This window comes from Micromonospora jinlongensis (assembly GCF_013410645.1).
Taxonomy (GTDB): domain Bacteria; phylum Actinomycetota; class Actinomycetes; order Mycobacteriales; family Micromonosporaceae; genus Micromonospora; species Micromonospora zamorensis.
Genome location: NZ_JACCHK010000001.1, coordinates 6,402,312 through 6,417,496, shown reverse-complemented (window position 1 = coordinate 6,417,496; position 15,185 = coordinate 6,402,312). Strand labels below are relative to the sequence as shown.

General features: G+C 71.2%; 16 protein-coding genes and 1 riboswitch. Of the genes, 9 read left to right on the top strand and 7 right to left on the bottom strand.

Translation table 11 applies throughout. The annotated features are described in order from the left end of the window. Positions 1-22 precede the first annotated feature (22 nt). Complete coding sequence (locus tag HNR22_RS28925) at positions 23-193, bottom strand: hypothetical protein (protein WP_179783030.1); 171 nt, start codon at positions 191-193, stop codon at positions 23-25. Positions 194-391: 198 nt separating this feature from the next. Between HNR22_RS28925 and HNR22_RS28920 the strand changes: the two genes are divergently transcribed. Both HNR22_RS28920 and HNR22_RS28915 read left to right on the top strand, forming a co-directional pair. After that, positions 392-1,021, top strand: a complete 630-nt coding sequence (locus HNR22_RS28920; protein ID WP_179783029.1) for a hypothetical protein — start codon at positions 392-394, stop codon at positions 1,019-1,021. A gap of 68 nt (positions 1,022-1,089) precedes the next feature. Beyond that, positions 1,090-1,551, top strand: coding sequence for a hypothetical protein (locus HNR22_RS28915; RefSeq protein WP_246381016.1), 462 nt, complete (start codon positions 1,090-1,092; stop codon positions 1,549-1,551). Positions 1,552-1,575: 24 nt separating this feature from the next. On the opposite strand, the gene HNR22_RS28910 is transcribed toward HNR22_RS28915, so the two are convergent. After that, positions 1,576-2,496, bottom strand: coding sequence for a DUF72 domain-containing protein (locus HNR22_RS28910; protein WP_179783028.1), 921 nt, complete (start codon positions 2,494-2,496; stop codon positions 1,576-1,578). Between the two features lie 153 nt (positions 2,497-2,649). Here HNR22_RS28910 and HNR22_RS28905 point away from each other — a divergent pair, with 153 nt between their 5' ends. Beyond that, on the top strand, positions 2,650-3,153 hold the full coding sequence (locus HNR22_RS28905) for a DinB family protein (RefSeq protein ID WP_179783027.1): 504 nt from the start codon (positions 2,650-2,652) through the stop codon (positions 3,151-3,153). Positions 3,154-3,183: 30 nt separating this feature from the next. Here HNR22_RS28905 and HNR22_RS28900 read toward each other — a convergent pair whose 3' ends face one another. The 3 genes from HNR22_RS28900 to HNR22_RS28890 form a co-directional block, all read right to left on the bottom strand. Then, positions 3,184-5,244, bottom strand: a complete 2,061-nt coding sequence (locus tag HNR22_RS28900; RefSeq protein WP_179783761.1) for a glycogen debranching N-terminal domain-containing protein — start codon at positions 5,242-5,244, stop codon at positions 3,184-3,186. A 2-nt stretch (positions 5,245-5,246) separates the two neighbouring features. Next, positions 5,247-5,660 carry an SCP2 sterol-binding domain-containing protein gene (locus HNR22_RS28895; RefSeq protein ID WP_179783026.1) on the bottom strand — a complete coding sequence of 138 codons (414 nt, stop codon included), beginning with the start codon at positions 5,658-5,660 and terminating at the stop codon, positions 5,247-5,249. A gap of 110 nt (positions 5,661-5,770) precedes the next feature. After that, entirely contained in the window at positions 5,771-6,280 is a 510-nt protein-coding gene (locus HNR22_RS28890) for a mycothiol transferase (RefSeq protein WP_179783025.1), read from the bottom strand. Positions 6,281-6,358: 78 nt separating this feature from the next. Between HNR22_RS28890 and HNR22_RS28885 the strand changes: the two genes are divergently transcribed. Both HNR22_RS28885 and HNR22_RS28880 read left to right on the top strand, forming a co-directional pair. After that, positions 6,359-6,874, top strand: coding sequence for a 2'-5' RNA ligase family protein (locus tag HNR22_RS28885; protein ID WP_179783024.1), 516 nt, complete (start codon positions 6,359-6,361; stop codon positions 6,872-6,874). 223 nt (positions 6,875-7,097) lie between these two features. Further along, positions 7,098-7,289: a hypothetical protein gene (locus HNR22_RS28880; RefSeq protein ID WP_179783023.1), complete on the top strand. Its 192-nt coding sequence runs from the start codon at positions 7,098-7,100 to the stop codon at positions 7,287-7,289. 15 nt (positions 7,290-7,304) lie between these two features. Here HNR22_RS28880 and corA read toward each other — a convergent pair whose 3' ends face one another. After that, positions 7,305-8,435: a magnesium/cobalt transporter CorA gene (corA, locus tag HNR22_RS28875; protein ID WP_179783022.1), complete on the bottom strand. Its 1,131-nt coding sequence runs from the start codon at positions 8,433-8,435 to the stop codon at positions 7,305-7,307. Positions 8,436-8,604: 169 nt separating this feature from the next. On the opposite strand from corA, the gene HNR22_RS28870 reads away from it, so the two are divergent. The 4 genes from HNR22_RS28870 to HNR22_RS28855 all read left to right on the top strand — a co-directional run bounded on the left by HNR22_RS28870 (position 8,605) and on the right by HNR22_RS28855 (position 13,497). Further along, a complete protein-coding gene (locus HNR22_RS28870; RefSeq protein ID WP_179783021.1) occupies positions 8,605-10,563 on the top strand; it encodes an APC family permease in 1,959 nt (652 codons plus the stop codon). Positions 10,564-10,651: 88 nt separating this feature from the next. After that, positions 10,652-10,763: riboswitch (SAM riboswitch) on the top strand. A 275-nt stretch (positions 10,764-11,038) separates the two neighbouring features. Further along, positions 11,039-11,938, top strand: coding sequence for a transporter substrate-binding domain-containing protein (locus HNR22_RS28865; RefSeq protein WP_179783020.1), 900 nt, complete (start codon positions 11,039-11,041; stop codon positions 11,936-11,938). Positions 11,939-11,977: 39 nt separating this feature from the next. Next, a complete protein-coding gene (locus HNR22_RS28860) occupies positions 11,978-12,757 on the top strand; it encodes an amino acid ABC transporter permease (protein WP_179783019.1) in 780 nt (259 codons plus the stop codon). Continuing rightward, positions 12,754-13,497 (top strand): amino acid ABC transporter ATP-binding protein, encoded by a 744-nt coding sequence (locus HNR22_RS28855; RefSeq protein ID WP_179783018.1) that lies wholly within the window; start codon positions 12,754-12,756, stop codon positions 13,495-13,497. The genes HNR22_RS28860 and HNR22_RS28855 overlap by 4 nt, the downstream gene beginning before the upstream one ends. 43 nt (positions 13,498-13,540) lie before the next feature. Here the strand turns inward: HNR22_RS28855 and HNR22_RS28850 are convergent, their stop codons facing one another. After that, positions 13,541-15,115, bottom strand: a complete 1,575-nt coding sequence (locus HNR22_RS28850) for a Na+/H+ antiporter (protein ID WP_179783017.1) — start codon at positions 15,113-15,115, stop codon at positions 13,541-13,543. Positions 15,116-15,185: the final 70 nt, after the last annotated feature.

The window sequence follows — 15,185 nt, the reverse complement described above, 5'->3', positions numbered from 1 at the left end:
TGCGACGGCCCGGCCGGCCGACTCACTCGTCCTGCTCCAGCGGCACCAACTCGTCGTCGCGCTCCACCTGGATCGCCGCGTGATCCTTGCGCGGCGCGACCTCCGCGGTGTTCTTGTGCGGGTCGTTGTCCGGGTGCATGAGCACAGCGTCTGTCTTGGGGGTCTTCTCCCGGCTCTCGTCCGGCTGCGACATCGCGTTCCCCTCTCGTCGGCGTCGCTTGCGGATCTACCCACCACCGCGCAAACGACTCCTGCTTGCGGCGATACGGTCCACCGACGCCCGCAACGTCCCCTGACTGCCCGGTACGGAGTGGATCGGCCCGCACGGGGCGGGGTTAGCCGCCCGACCGGCGGGTAAGCCGCAGCGCCCGACACGGCGGAAGGGGATCACATGTCCGAACGGCATACCGCACTGCGCTCGATGCACGATCTGGGCCTCGCGGCCTGGTTTGGCGGCTCCCTCATGGGTGCCTTCGGCGTCAACGGCGCAGCGGCGAAAATCAGCGACTCGACCCAGCGACTCCCGGTCGCCTCGGCGGGATGGTCCAGGTGGACCCCCGTCAACGCGGCGGCCATCGGCGCACACCTGGCCGGCGCGGTGGGCGAACTGGTGACGGAGAGCCCACGGGTGGCGGCCCAGTCCGGCGTCGCCCGGACGAGCGTCATCAAGACCGCGTTGACGATCGGCGCGCTGGCGGTCACCGGCTACAGCCGGTTGCTCGGCATGCGGTTGGAGAAGGCGGGCGGCCCGTCGGTGAGCGGCGCCACCGAACCGAACCACCAGACTCCGGCCAGCGTTGCCTCCTCGCAGCGGCAGATGAAGCTGCTCCAGTGGGCCATTCCGGCACTGACCGGCACCCTGGTGGTGGTCACCGCGTACATGAGCGAGCAGCAGAAGCCCGGGCAGGTGTTCCGGGGGATGCTCGGCCGAGGCGGCGGGATGAAGAGCGCCTCGAAGACCATGATCAAGATGGCCGGGATGAGCAACGGCAAACGGCCGATGGCGATGGCCGGACGCTGAACGTCGGGCCGGCCGGCGTCCCGCCGCCACCTCGACGGCGGGGCGCTGGCTGGCCCTACGCAGGCTCATTGACGCGTCGCGCAGGTCAGGTGGCGACGACGGTGGGCGGGGACGGCACACCATCCGCCGGTAGCGGCGGACCGACGAGCGGGGTGGCCATGGCGGCGTACGAGGCACGCAGCGGCGACAACGACCGGCAGGAGCCGGAGGCGTCGCAGCCGTGGGGCACCAGCGACGGCTTCGACGCCGACGCGCCCTGGGGCACGGATGAGGATTCACCGATGGACGAGGGCAGCGAGGAGACCGCGGTGCCCGAGGGACGGCGCGGAGAGCGACGCGCGGGTGCCCCGGCAGGGCCGTCGGACCCAGCGGGACGGCACGGCTTCGGCTCGGTGGAGCCGACCCGCACGACGATGGCCGGTCCGGGCGCCCCACCCGACCCGGCGCCCAGCGGCCGGACCTTCCCCGACGACGCGGACATCGGTGAGTCGACGCAGGACGCGTTCCGCGCCCGGGGCCGGCGCTCCTGACCCGACCGCCGGCCTTACCAGCCGTCAACCGGTGGACGACGTCGCCCGGGCCGGGACGGCCTGATCGGCGATCATCGTCTCGGCGAGCAGTTGCGCCAGCCGGGTGGCGTCGCGTTGGGACTGCCCGGCGCAGCAGTTGTTGAACAGCACGTGCAGGTCGTCGGCCTCGGTGGCCAGCTCGGCCAGCAGACCGGCCCAGTGCCGAAGCTCGTCCTCGGCGTACGCGTACCGGAACTTCTCCTGCTTGTCTCCGTCCCGCCAGGCCTCGCTGTGGCCGTGGAACCGGACAATCGCCGGCTCCGCCGTCGTGGTGAGGATCGGTGGCACCGACGACGGATGCCCCTGCGGCATGTCGACGCAGACCAGGGACAGGTCGTGCGCGCGCAGCAGGTCCAGGGTGTCCGCCGCGGCCGGTCCGTCGAACCAGGACCGGTGCCGCAACTCCACGCCGACCCGCCACGGCCGACAGCGCTGCGCCAGCTCGACGATCCGGCGTTCGGCCGCGACGCCGCGGGCCAGCCACGGTGGGAACTGCAACAGCACCACACCCAACTTGCCGGCCGCCGCGATCGGGTCGAGGGCCGCGCGAAACCGGGCCCATAACTCGTCGTACGCCTCCGGCGGCAGGTCCCGGCGGCGAATCCGACTCGGGCCGCCCGCCGGGCGCAGGTCCCGGGGCAGCGCGGCGACCGGCGTCGGATGGCCGGTGAAGAGGCTGAACGCCTTGACGTCGAAGGTGAAGTCGTCCGGGGTGGCGTCGACCCAGCCCTGGGTGGTCTCCGGCACCGGGACTGCGTAGTAGGAGGTGTCCACCTCGACCAGAGGGAACCGGCCGGCGTAGAAGCCCAGTCGACGGGCCGGTGTGTTGGCCGAGCGCGGGTACCACCCGGAGCGCAGCAGCGACTGGTCCGCCCAGGACGACGTGCCCACCTTGATTACACCCATGTCATTCAGTGGACGGCCACCGGCGCGGATCGGCAACCGCTGGCGGGTCACGCGTCGTCCCGGTGTCGCGCCCCGGAAGTGTCGGTACCTCGTCCTACGGTGACACCGGATGAGATTTCGGGTGTCGAGCGCACAGCGACGAAGGGTGGCGGCATGACCAGCACGGAGCAGCTCACCGGTGAGCGGGCCGACCTGTTGCAGAGTCTGCGCAGGCATCGCGGTTTCCTCCTGCAGACCGTCGACGGGCTCACCGACGAGCAGGCGGCCACCCGCCCCACGGTCAGCGCGCTCAGCCTCGGTGGCCTCGTCAAGCACGTTGCCGGCATCGAGCACCGCTGGATGCTCTTCGCCGTGGGCGGCGCGGAGGCGATGGAGCGCGAGGCCGTCGACTGGGTCGGTCAGTTCCGGATGGAGCCGGGCGAGACCCTGACCGGGCTCGTCGAGCGGTTCCAGGAGGTAGCTGCCCAGACCGACGAGCTGGTCGCCACCCTCGACCTGGACACGGCGCACCCGCTGCCGCAGGCGCCGTGGTTCGAGCCGGGTGCGAGGTGGACGGTTCGTCGGGTGCTGCTGCACCTGATCGCCGAGACGTCCCAGCACGCCGGGCACGCCGACATCCTGCGGGAGTCGATCGACGGCGCCAGGACCATGGGCTGACCGAGGCGCTCACCGAAGACCGCGCGGGTCTCAGTGCTCCCGAGGGCGGGCCCTGTGCGCGGTGCTCCGGTCCCTCGCGTAGGCGTCGGAGTGACCCCATCGACCGGGGATGTCCAGCAGGTCCAACCGACCGAAGCCGGCCGGCACGGCCGGGTTCACCAGCAGGTTGTCGCCGGTGGGGCGCAACCCCAGCATGGTGCTCAGCAGCATCAGCAGCGCACCCGACGACCACGCCTGCGGGCGCCCGGCCGCCGGCAACTGGACGGGATACTTCGTCAGCCGGCGCTCGTGGCCCGCGATCATCTCCGGCACCGCCCCACCGAGGGTCTGCGCCATGTCGAAGATGGCGGCCGCGATGGTGGCTGCCTGGGTGTCGAAGCCGTAGCGGCGCAGCCCGGCGGCGATCAGGGCGTTGTCCGCCGGCCACACGGCGCCCAGATGCGAGCCCACCGGGTTGTACGACCGCTGCCCGGTGGCGAAGGTGCGCACCCCCCAGCCGCCGAACAACCGCGACCCGACCACGTGCTCGGCGACCGCCTCGGCGCGGTCGTGCGGGACGATCCCGCTCCACAGCAGATGCCCGATGTTGGATGACAGCGCGTCGACCGGCTCGCCGTACGGGTCGAGGGCCAACGCGTAATACTGCTGGTGCGGCAGCCAGAAGTCCCGGTTGAAGCGCTCCTTCAGCGCCGCGGCTTCCCGCTCCAGACGGTCGGCGTACGCGGGGTCACCCCAGAACTCCCGGGCCAGCCGGGCACCGCGCCTCTTCGCGTCGTAGACGTAGCCCTGCACCTCGCAGGTGGCGCGGGGAAAGGCGGGTTGCCGACCGTTGGCGTCGGTGATCGAATTCGGGGAGTCCTTCCAGACCTGGTTGATCGCGCCGTACCGCTCGTTGCGACGCTGGTAGCGCACGTAGCCGTCCCCGGTCAGGTCGCCGTACTCGTCGATCCAGTCCAACGCCATCCGGGCCGGGTGGCGCAGCTCGCGGACCAGGTCCGCGTCACCGGACCAGCGCTCGTACTCGTCGAGCAGGACGACGAAGAGCGGGGTGGTGTCCGCCGAGCCGTAGTACAGCGCGTTCGCCCGGTCGCCGAACGCGCCGGACTCGCCGTAGCGCAGATGGGCCAGGATCTTGCCCGGCTCCTCGTCGATGTCGTCGTCGAGCTGACCGCCCTGCATGAGCGCCAGCATCCGCAGCGTCGCGGGGGCCAGTTCGGGGGTGAACGCCATCGTCTGCAGGCTGGTGATGATGCTGTGCCGTCCGCACAACCACATCGTCCACGGCAGACCGGCGACGGGCACCCGATCGTCGTACGACAACGGCCTGTACCGCAGCGCCGCCAGGTCGGCCAGGCTGCCCCGGTACATCTCCTCCAGCCCGCGGCGCTCGGCCATCAGCTGCGGCGCCCGGTCCATCCAGCCCGCCAGGTCCTCGCGCATCCCGGTCCGCACGGCCCACTGGTGCGACTTGAGGTGGGCGCGCATGTCCTGGCCGTCCTCGCCGCCCATGGTCATGGCGACGTGCAGGTCCGTCTCCCACTTCCCGTCGGCGTCGATCCGGATCCGGAACGTCATTCCCCCCTCGTCCACCTCGACGGGAAGGGTGCTTCGCACGGTGGTCTGGCGGACGAACCGGTCCCGCTGATAGCGCAGCACGAGCTGTTTGTTCGCCGAGTCCGCGGTGGCCTCGACGGTCCGCTGCCGGAGCCCGAGCTCAGCGATGTCGGAGAAGTCGCTGCCCATCTCCATCCGTACGGTGAACTCGGCGGGCTGCGCCGAGTGGTTCAGCACGGTGATCTTCTCGTGGAAACAGTCGTGGACCGACCGGTGCCGGATGATCGAGACGTCGGTGTCGACGTAGTGACTCGCCGCGCCGGGCACCAGGAAGAACCGGGTCTCGAAGTACGTCATGTCGTCGCGGGAGAGCGCGTTGATCCGCTCGCCGTCGATCCTGAGCACCCAGTGGGAGAGGAAGCGGGTGTCGAACGCGAAGAGACCGACCGGCTGCTGCGGGTCGACCTCCATGTCGCCCTGAGCGTCGCTGTTGGCGAACACGGTGCCGGCGACCACGTGGAGCAGTTCCTGCCTCACTGTCACGCCTCCCGGATGGCCACCGTGTCGGGCCCCGGTGCCCGGCGCGCCAACGCGGCCCGACCGAGTTCCCGCGGATGGCGGGCGCCGGCCGGTCCCGGCAAGATTCGCCGCAGCAGCATCAACAGTTGGATGTTGCCCTGCACGGTCAGCTCGTTGCGCAGCAGAGCCGCGCCGGGATGCAGCTCACCGTTGACCATCTGGTCGACGACCGTCCGGTCCGCGCGGACCACCAGTTCGGCGTCGTCGGCCGAGCGGGTCACGGTGACGCGCTGGTCGGAGATCGTCAGATACCAGTGTTCGGTGCAGCCGTCGGCGCGTACGTCCAGCCGCAGTGTGCCCGCTGTGGTTTCCGGCAGGTCGGGGCGCCGACCGGCGTCCAACTGTCGCAGGTACTGCTCCGCCGTCGTACGCATCGGGTTCCCCTCCCACGGTTCTCCGCAGGATCACCGGCGCCGGGGTGACGCCGGTTCACCCGGATCGGGTGAGGGCCATCGTGGGCTGCCCTGGGCCCGGCGGACCCCGGTCAGCCGGCCTCGATCAGGCCGCGTACGTAGGCGGCCTGGCCCACGTGTTGCAGGTCGTCCTCGGCGACGCTGACCAGACGGACGCCGAGGGTGACCGGCGGGTCCCACGCTTCGTCGACCACCCGGTCCAGGTCCGCCGGGCGCAGGCCGGCCACAAACGATCCGGTACGCGACGCGACCGCCTCGTAGTAGTCGATCAGCGCCTGTGCGCTCTCCGGTCGCACTGCGGCGACCTGCGCGGGCGAGTGTCCGTAGCCGGTGTTGTCGGGGTCGGCGGTGAGGCCGAACCGGCCTGCCCAGTCGCCGCTCACCCAGATCTGCTCGGCGTCGAGCAGGTCGGCGACGTGATGGTCCTGCACGCGGGTGAGGTGCCAGACCAGCCAACCGATCGAGTTGGTGCCCGGTCTGGGCTCGTGGCGCAGTTGCTCCGGGCTGAGCCCGTCGACCGCCGCGCGGACGAGCTCGGGCAGCCGGTCGTACGTCTCGGTCAGCAGGTCACTCACGTCCACCGGGCACGCCTCCTGGTCGGTTTCGCACCAGGTACCGCCGGAGACGGGCGCTCAAACCTCGGCCGCTACGGTGATCGAATGGTCGCGGCGTTGGAGTTGTATCTGGACCCGGACGCCACCCGCCGGATCCGGGTGCTGTGGGACGCGCTGGAGGCCGAGGGCGTGCAGAGCATGCGATCGCTGCTGGAGCAGCGCCACCGACCGCACGTCTCCCTCGCGGTGGCGCCCCGCTTCGATCCGGAGCAGGTCGCCGAGGCGCTGCGCGGGACAGTGGTCGCGGCCCCGCTGCGCCTCGACTTCCAACACGCCGGCCAGTTCGTCGGTCGGGTGCTCTGGCTCGGCCCGGCGCCCACCCCGGAGCTGCTGGCCCATCAGCGCCTGGTGTCCGACCGGCTCACCGCCGCCGGCATCCCGCTGGCCGAGCACTACCAGCCGGGTCGCTGGGTGCCGCACTGCACGCTCTCCATGCGGGTGCCGAACGCGCTGATGGCCGCCGCGGTGCGGCGCTGTCTGGAGGTGTTGCCGCTGCCCGCGACCGTGGTCGGCGCAGCGCTCACCGACCACGCGCGCGGCATCGCCCACCCACTGCCCTGAGCACTGCCCAGGGGTCTGCCCCTGCGGCGCGGGAGGCGCCCACAAAATGTCCGGTTTGGCGGGCGACAGTCGGGAAACTGAAAACAAGCGGTGGTAACGCGGCCCGACGTGGGATGGTTCGACATGGATGCCGTACCGGTGGTGACCTGCCTGAGCGCGGGTGGCCCGGCCGGTGGCGCGGGCGCACCCCGTGCCGCCGAGGCGGCTTCGACGAGGAGAGGCAGTGCCTATGCAGGCTCAGCGCAGGCCACCGCGCGGGGAGCGGAGCCAGACCCGGGACGACCGGACCGGGGGCGGAATGACCGGGGCGGCCACGCCACTGACGATCTGGGCCGCCGCCGTGCTGCTCGGCCGGATCAGTGCCGGCGACGACGACGTCGAGGACGAACGGCACATCCTGCGCGGCATCGAGTGATCCCGGCCGCGCGGCTCACAACCAGCCGCGCCGCTTGAAGATCAGGTAAAGGGTGCCGCAGACCAGCAGCATCAGCAACAACGCGAACAGGTAGCCGAAGTGCCAGTTCAACTCCGGCATGTGGACGAAGTTCATCCCGTACACGGTGCCGATGAGCGTGGGAGCGAACAGGATCGCCGCCCAGGACGAGACCTTCTTCAGCTCCTCGTTCTGGGCGTAGCTGGCCGCGGTGAGGCTGCGCATCTCCTCGTTCTGCTGCTGCGAGACGAGCGTGGCGTTGACGGTGAGGATGTTCTGCAACAGGTGCCGGAACCCGTCCACCCGCTCCACGACCTGGGTCAGGTGGTCGGTCACGTCGCGCAGGTAGCGGCGCAGCTCCTCGTCCTCGCTGCCGCTGCCGGCGCCGTCGGCCAGCGCGTCGAGCACCGTGAGCAGGGGGCGGGCGGCCCGCTGGAACTGGATGACCTCGCGGCTGAGGCCGTAGATGCGCCGGCTCGCGTTCGGGTCACCACCGAACACCTCGGTCTCGATCTCGTCGATGTCGTTCTCCAGCCCGGCCACCACCGGCGCGTACCCGTCGACGACCTGGTCGAGGATCGCGTACAGCACCGCCTCCGGGCCCCGGGCGAGCATCTGCGCCTCGGTCTCCAACCGCCGCCGCACCGCGGCCAGATCCGGTGCCTCGCCGTGGCGGACGGTGACCACGAAGCCCGGCCCGATGAACAGGTGCAGCTCGGAGAACTCGACCTCCTCGCGCAGGTCTTCGTAGCGGGCGGCACGCAGCACCACGAACAGGGTCTCCCCGTACCGTTCGAGCTTGGGTCGCTGGTGGGCGTTGATCGCGTCCTCGACCGCCAGGTCGTGTAACCGGAACTCCCGGGCCAGCGAGGTGATCTGCTCGATGTCGGGCCGGTACAGGCCGATCCAGGCCATCGCGCCGTCCTGCTCCTGCAGGCAGCGGTACGTCTCGGCGAGGCCGGACGGCGAGGCGAACCGGTGCCCTCGGATGTAGACGGCGCTGTCCACCAGGCCGCTGGGGGGCGGATTGGGCGACTCCGTGGACGGCGGCACGCCGACCCTGGTCTCGTACTCGTCGAGTTGGCGACCGAAGCCACCACCCGGGCGGAAGCGACGGCCACCGACCATGCCCTGTCCCCTCCCCCGGCGACGCCCGGCACGGCGCACGCCCGCCGACCCGGGGGCGCTGTTTCCCCCCTGCCCCGGGCCCGAAACCCGCCGCCGCGCCGGCTGGGTTCCGCGCACCGGCGGACGGGCGCGGCACGGCGGGCGGATACTCACGGTGACCATGGGCGGGATGACGGGGGACGCGCCGGTGGAGGTCGACAGACGCGCGGGCCGGCTGCGCAGGTGGCTGCTCGGCACCGGCTCGGAGCAGCCCGTGCAGCACCCGGGGCCGCATGGGCGACCGCCGGAGCACCGGCACCACCCGTGGTGGAAGGTGATGTGCCTGACCGGCGTCGACTACTTCTCGACGCTCGGCTACCAGCCGGGCATCGCGGCTCTGGCCGCCGGGGCGCTCTCGCCGGTGGCAACCCTGGTGCTGGTGCTGGTGACACTGCTGGGTGCGCTGCCGGTCTACCGGCGGGTGGCGGTGGAGAGCCCACACGGTGAGGGTTCCATCGCGATGCTCGTACGCCTGCTGAGCTACTGGCCGGGCAAGTTGCTGGTGCTGGTGCTGCTCGGTTTCGCGGCCACCGACTTCATCATCACCATCACCCTCTCGGCGGCCGACGCGACAGCGCACATCGACGAGAACCCGTTCTGGCCCAGCGGGCTCAAGGGACACGAGGTGCTGGTCACGCTGGTGCTCGTGTCGCTGCTGGGCGCGGTGTTCCTCAAGGGATTCACCGAGGCCATCGGGATCGCCGTCGTCCTCGTCGCGCTCTACCTGGGGCTGAACGCGGTGGTGATCGTCGACTCGCTGTGGCGGGTGGTGACGCACCCGAGCGCCGTCGAGGACTGGACCACCACGCTGAGCACCGGGCACGGCGATCCCTGGATGGTGGTCGGGCTGTCGTTGCTGGTCTTCCCGAAACTGGCGTTGGGGCTGTCCGGTTTCGAGACCGGGGTGGCAGTCATGCCGAGCGTACGAGGCGACCCGCAGGACTCCGAGGCGCGCCCGCTGGGCCGGATCCGCGGCGCGCGCCGGCTGCTCACCACCGCCGCGGTGATCATGAGCGTCTTTTTGATCACCAGCAGCGTGACGACCACCGTCCTGATCCCGCCGGAGGCCTTCCAGCCGGGCGGCCCGGCGAACGGCCGGGCGCTGGCCTACCTGGCGCACGAGCAGCTCGGGGAGGTGTTCGGCACCGTCTACGACCTGTCCACCATCGGGATCCTCTGGTTCGCGGGGGCCTCGGCGATGGCCGGTCTGCTCAACCTCGTACCCCGGTATCTGCCGCGCTACGGCATGGCACCGACCTGGGCGCGGGCGGTCCGGCCGCTGGTGCTGGTCTTCACCGCGGTGGCGTTCCTGATCACGGTCCTCTTCGAGGCCAGCGTGGACGCGCAGGGCGGCGCGTACGCCACCGGGGTCCTGGTGTTGATCACGTCGGCGGCGACGGCGGTGACCCTCGCGGCGCGACGGCGACGGCAGCGCGGCCGCACCATCGCGTTCGGAACCATCGCGGTGATCTTCATCTACACCACAGCGGCGAACGTGGTGGAACGCCCCGACGGCGTCAAGATCGCGGTCTGCTTCATCAGCGCGATCATCGTGGTCTCGGTGCTCTCCCGGTTGTCCCGGGCCTACGAGCTACGGGTCAACCAGGTCGAGCTGGACCCGGTCGCGACCAGGATGATCGACGAGCGCGCCGGGCGGCGGATCCGCCTCATCGCGCACGAACCCGACCACGGGGACGTGGCGGAGTACCGCGCCAAGCTGGCACAGACCATGGCGGACAACGACTTCCCCGACGACAGCGACGTCATCTTCGTCGAAGTGCACGTCACCGACCCCTCGGACTTCGAAACCGAGTTGCTGGTCCGCGGCAGCATGGCGGACCACCGCTTCCCGGTGCTCAGACTGGCCAGCTCCTCGGTGCCCACCGCGCTCGCCGCCCTGCTGCTGGAGATCCGCGACCGGAGCCGGCGACGCCCACACATCTACTTCGAGTGGAGCGAGGGCAGCCCGGGCCGCAACATCCTGCGCTACCTGGCGTTCGGGCAGGGTGCGATCGCCTCGGTCACCCGGGAGATCCTGCGCCGCCAGGAGCCCGACCCGCGCCGCCGGCCGCACGTACACGCCGGCTGACCTGCGGGGCGGGGCACCTCGTCGCGCACGGTGAGCGTGGTCATAACGACTGGACGACCCACCGGTGCCTGCTGCTAGCCTCGGCCCAGGTCATGAGCGCCAGCGCGAAGCCCCGGCTCGCTGGCCGGCAACCCTCCTCCGCGGTGGGGTGCCCCGGGTGAAGACCAGGCACCGGCACGACGTCGGTGCAAGCGTGGCCTGGCACCCAGGTCAGCACAGACCCGGGAGAACCATGCGCATCCTCAGCACCGCCCCACCGACCGACGTCGCGGAACTCCGCGCCGGTTGGCCCTCGCCGGCACTGACCCGGCGACGGCACGTGGACATGATGCGAATGTGCAGCGCCGCCTGTCGCGGCACCACGCACTAGCGCAGCACTTCTCCCGAACCCTCTCCCTCACCGGTACGCCCATCGGGCGCACCGTCGGCGACGCACACCCGTGCGTGCCGAGACACGACCCTCTCGGAGACACCCGTGCGACTTCTTCCTGCCCTGACCCGTGCCGCCGCCCTCGGCGCGGCCACCATCCTGGCCGCCACCGCCCTCACCGCCTGCGGCGGCGACAGCTCGTCCGACGCCACCGCCAACCCGTACGGCCTGGCCCAGCCGGGCGTGCTGCGGGCCGGCACCCTGACCGACGCCCCGCCGAACGTCTTCCTCAAGGACGGAAAGTTCACCGGCTTCGACAACGACCTGTTGACCGCGGTGGCCGGCAAGCTCGGCCTCACTGTGGAGTTCGTCGGCACCGACTTCTCCGCGTTGCTCTCCCAGGTCAACAACCGCAAGTTCGACGTCGGCAGCTCCTCGATCACCATCACCGAGGCGCGGAAGAAGACCGTCGACTTCGGCAACGGCTACGACTTCGGTTACTTCGGCCTGGACGTCCCGGCCGGCTCCCCGATCACCGGCTTCGACCAGCTCGCCGGCAAGCGGGTCGTGGTGGTGCAGGGCACCGTCCAGGACGACTACGCCACCGGCAAGCAGCTCGACCCGGTGCGGGTGCCGGACTACAACGGCGCGATCAACCAGCTCAAGGCCGGCACCGCCGACGCGTGGATCGCCCCCGCCGAGATCGGCGAGAAGTCGGCCGCCGACAGCAACGGCAAGATCACCGTGGCGGCCAAGCAGCTCAGCCCGGCACCGACCGCGTACGCCGTCGCCAAGGGCAGCGACAAGCTGCGCGAGGCGCTGAACAAGGGCCTCGACGAGGTCATCGCGGACGGCACCTGGAGCCGGTTGCAGGCGCAGTACTACCCGGGCCGGCCGATCCCGGCGGACTTCACGCCGGGCAGCGGCACGGTGACGGCACCGTCCGCGTCCGTCGCGCCGTCCGCGTCCGTCGCGCCGTCGGCGTCCGCGTCGGCCGCGTCCTGAACCGGTGACGAGCGAGCAGGGCGGTAGGAGAGGCGACCGATGGATCCGTTGAGCACCCTGTGGGAAACCTTCTTCGACTGGGACGCGATGGGCGAGGCGCTGCCCGAGATGCTGACCGTCGGGCTGCCCAACACGCTGATCCTGGCGGTCTCCGCCGCCCTGCTCGGCTCGGTGCTGGGCCTGCTGCTGGCCGTCGCCGGGATCTCCCGCAGCCGGTGGCTGCGCTGGCCGGCGCGGGTCTACACCGACGTGTTTCGTGGGCTGCCGGCCGCGGCGACGATCCTGCTGATCGGCGTCGGGCTGGCCCCGCTGGGCATGCAGGTCTGGGGACCGGACCCCTACCCGCTGGGGATCCTGGCGCTGTCACTCATCGCCGCCGCGTACATCGGGGAGATCTTCCGCTCCGGCATCCAGTCGGTGGAGGCCGCCCAGCTGGAGGGTGCCCGCGCCCTCGGCTTCTCCTGGTCCGACTCGATGCGGCTGGTGATCATCCCGCAGGGCATCCGGCGGGTGCTGCCGGCCTGGGTCAACCAGCTCATCGCGCTGATCAAGGACTCCAGCCTGGTCTACTTCCTCGGCCTGGTGGCCAGCCAGCGGGAGCTGTTCCGGATCGGGCAGGACTACGCGGCCACCACCGGCAACGAGTCCGCGCTGCTGCTGGCAGGGCTCTTCTACCTGGCGCTGACCGTTCCGCTGACGCACGTCGTCAACTGGATCGACCGACGGCTGCGCAACGGTCGGCCGGCCGCCGCGCCGACAGACGAGGACGACGACGACACCACCCCGGCGTACGCCCCGACCGAAGGAGACCGGCGATGAGCACCGACACGACCACCTCGGTCAGCCTCGACGTCCGCGACGTGCACCTCGCCTTCGGGCCGAACCGGGTGCTGCGCGGCGTCGACCTCACGGTGCCGCGCGGAGCCACGGCCTGCGTGATCGGCCCGTCGGGGTCGGGCAAGTCCACCCTGCTGCGCACCATCAACCGGCTGATCGAGCCGGACCGTGGCGACGTGCTGCTGGACGGGCGCAGCGTGCTGGGCGACGACCCGGACGCGCTGCGGCAGCGGGTCGGCATGGTGTTCCAGCAGTTCAACCTCTTCCCGCACATGAGCGTGCTGCGCAACGTCACCCTCGCGCTGCGTCGGCTCCGCAAGCTCGGCGAGGACGAGGCGGAGTCCGTGGCACGGGCCCAGTTGGAGCTGGTGGGGTTGGCCGGCAAGGCCAACTCCCGACCCGCGCAGCTCTCCGGCGGTCAGCAGCAGCGGGTCGCGATCGCCCGGGCGCTGGCGCTGCGGCCCGAGGTGATGCTCTTCGACGAGGCCACCTCCGCGCTCGACCCGGAGCTGGTCAAGGGCGTCCTCGCGGTGATGGCCGACCTGTCCGCCGCCGGCATGACCATGGTGGTGGTCACCCACGAGATGGGCTTCGCCCGGCAGGTCGCCGACACCGTGGCCTTCATGGACCGGGGCGTGGTGCTGGAGGCCGGTCCGCCCGGGCAGGTCTTCGAACGGGCCGAGCATCCTCGGCTGCGCCGGTTCCTCGCCCAGGTGCTCTGAGCCCCGCCGTGCTCTGAGCCCGCCGGGAGCGGGTCGCAGGTGTTCACTCGTTGGGCCCGCGGCCCAGCAGCCGGATCTCCTCGTTGTCCAGCGCGGCCTGGAGCTCCTGAAGCACGAGATCGTCGATCTCCCGGTTGTCCCGCAGTCGGGTGACCTCCCGACGCTTGTGGGCGAGGACGCCGAGGCGCAGCCGGCGTTCCAGCCGGCGCTCCTCAGCCGTGCTCCCGCCGCTCTCGTTGAGGTCCGCCAGATGCCGCTGGTACTCGGCTTCCAACCTCTGCACCGCCTCCTGCCGGGCGCCGATCTCGGCGGCGACCCGGGGAAGAGCGGCCAGGCCCACCTCCGCGGCCCGCCGCCGGGCGTTGCGGGTCTCGTCGACGCGTTCCGGGTCGCCGGCCAGCCGGGCCCAGCGCACCACCAGCGGCAGGGTGGTGCCCTGAATGAGCATGATCAGCACGATCACCAGCGCGGTGACGAAGATGATCAGGTCTCGTTCGACCACCGGTCGACCGGAGACCGTCATCGTCGGGACGGCCAGGGCCGCGGCGAGCGACACCGCACCCCGGAAACCGGCCCAGCCGGCAACTGTTCCCACCCGCCAGCTCGACGGCCCCTGGCTCGGGTCGAGGATCCGGCGGCGCCGCAACTTCGCGACCTGCGCGGTCAGGTAGACGAATGCCAGGCGGGTGCCGACGACTGCCAGGGTGACCATCACCACGATCAGTAGAGCCCGCTGGGACGAGGTGCTGGTGATGCCCCGGACCGCGCGGGGAATCTGCGTGCCGAGCAGGACGAACAGACCGCCGTTGATCAGGAACGTGGACAGGTCCCAGAACGCGTACGCCAGCACCCGGGACCGGGCGCGGATCACCCGGGGGCCGGCATAGGCCAGCACGAGACCGGCGACCACCACTGCCAGCACACCGCTGGCGTGCACCGAGTCGGCGAGCAGGAAGGCGCCGAACGGTGTCAGCACGCTGAGCGCGCCCTCGCGCAGCGGATCGTCGAGCCGTTTGCGGATCAGCACCACGGCGGCCCCCACCAGCAGACCGGCGACCACGCCACCGACGCTGGCGCCGACGAACTCCTCACCGATGCCCAACACGCCCGGCTCCGCGCTCTGGCTGAGCAGACCCACGGCCACGGCGAAGACCACCAGCGCGGTGCCGTCGTTGATCAGGCTCTCCGCGTGCAGGGTGGTGAGGAGCTTGCGGGGCAGCCGTTTGGCGAGGCCGGTGACCGCCGCCGCGTCGGTCGGGGCGAGGACCGCGCCGAGCACCCAGGCGGCGGCGGGGTTCACCCCGAACGCCTGCGCGGTCAACGACACCGTGACCATGGTGAGCACCACCAGGACCACGGCGAGCAGCCCGATCACCGGAAGGTTGGCCCGGATCTCGCGCAGGCTGATGGTGAGGCTCTCCCGGTACAGGATCGCCGGCAGGAAGATCAGCAGCACCAGGTCGGGTTCGAGGGTCACCTCGGACAGCGGCGGCGTCAGACCGAGCAGGACCCCGAAAGCGATGAGCAGGACCGGCGGGGCGACCCGGTACCGACCGCCGAGGGTGGTGCCGATAAGGACGGTCGCGCCCAGCACCACGATCAGGACGAGCACCTGCACGGCGTACCCCCCTGATCGACGGCCGACGGTGGACGCGCCGGTGGTTCCATCTGACCGCACCCGCCGCCAG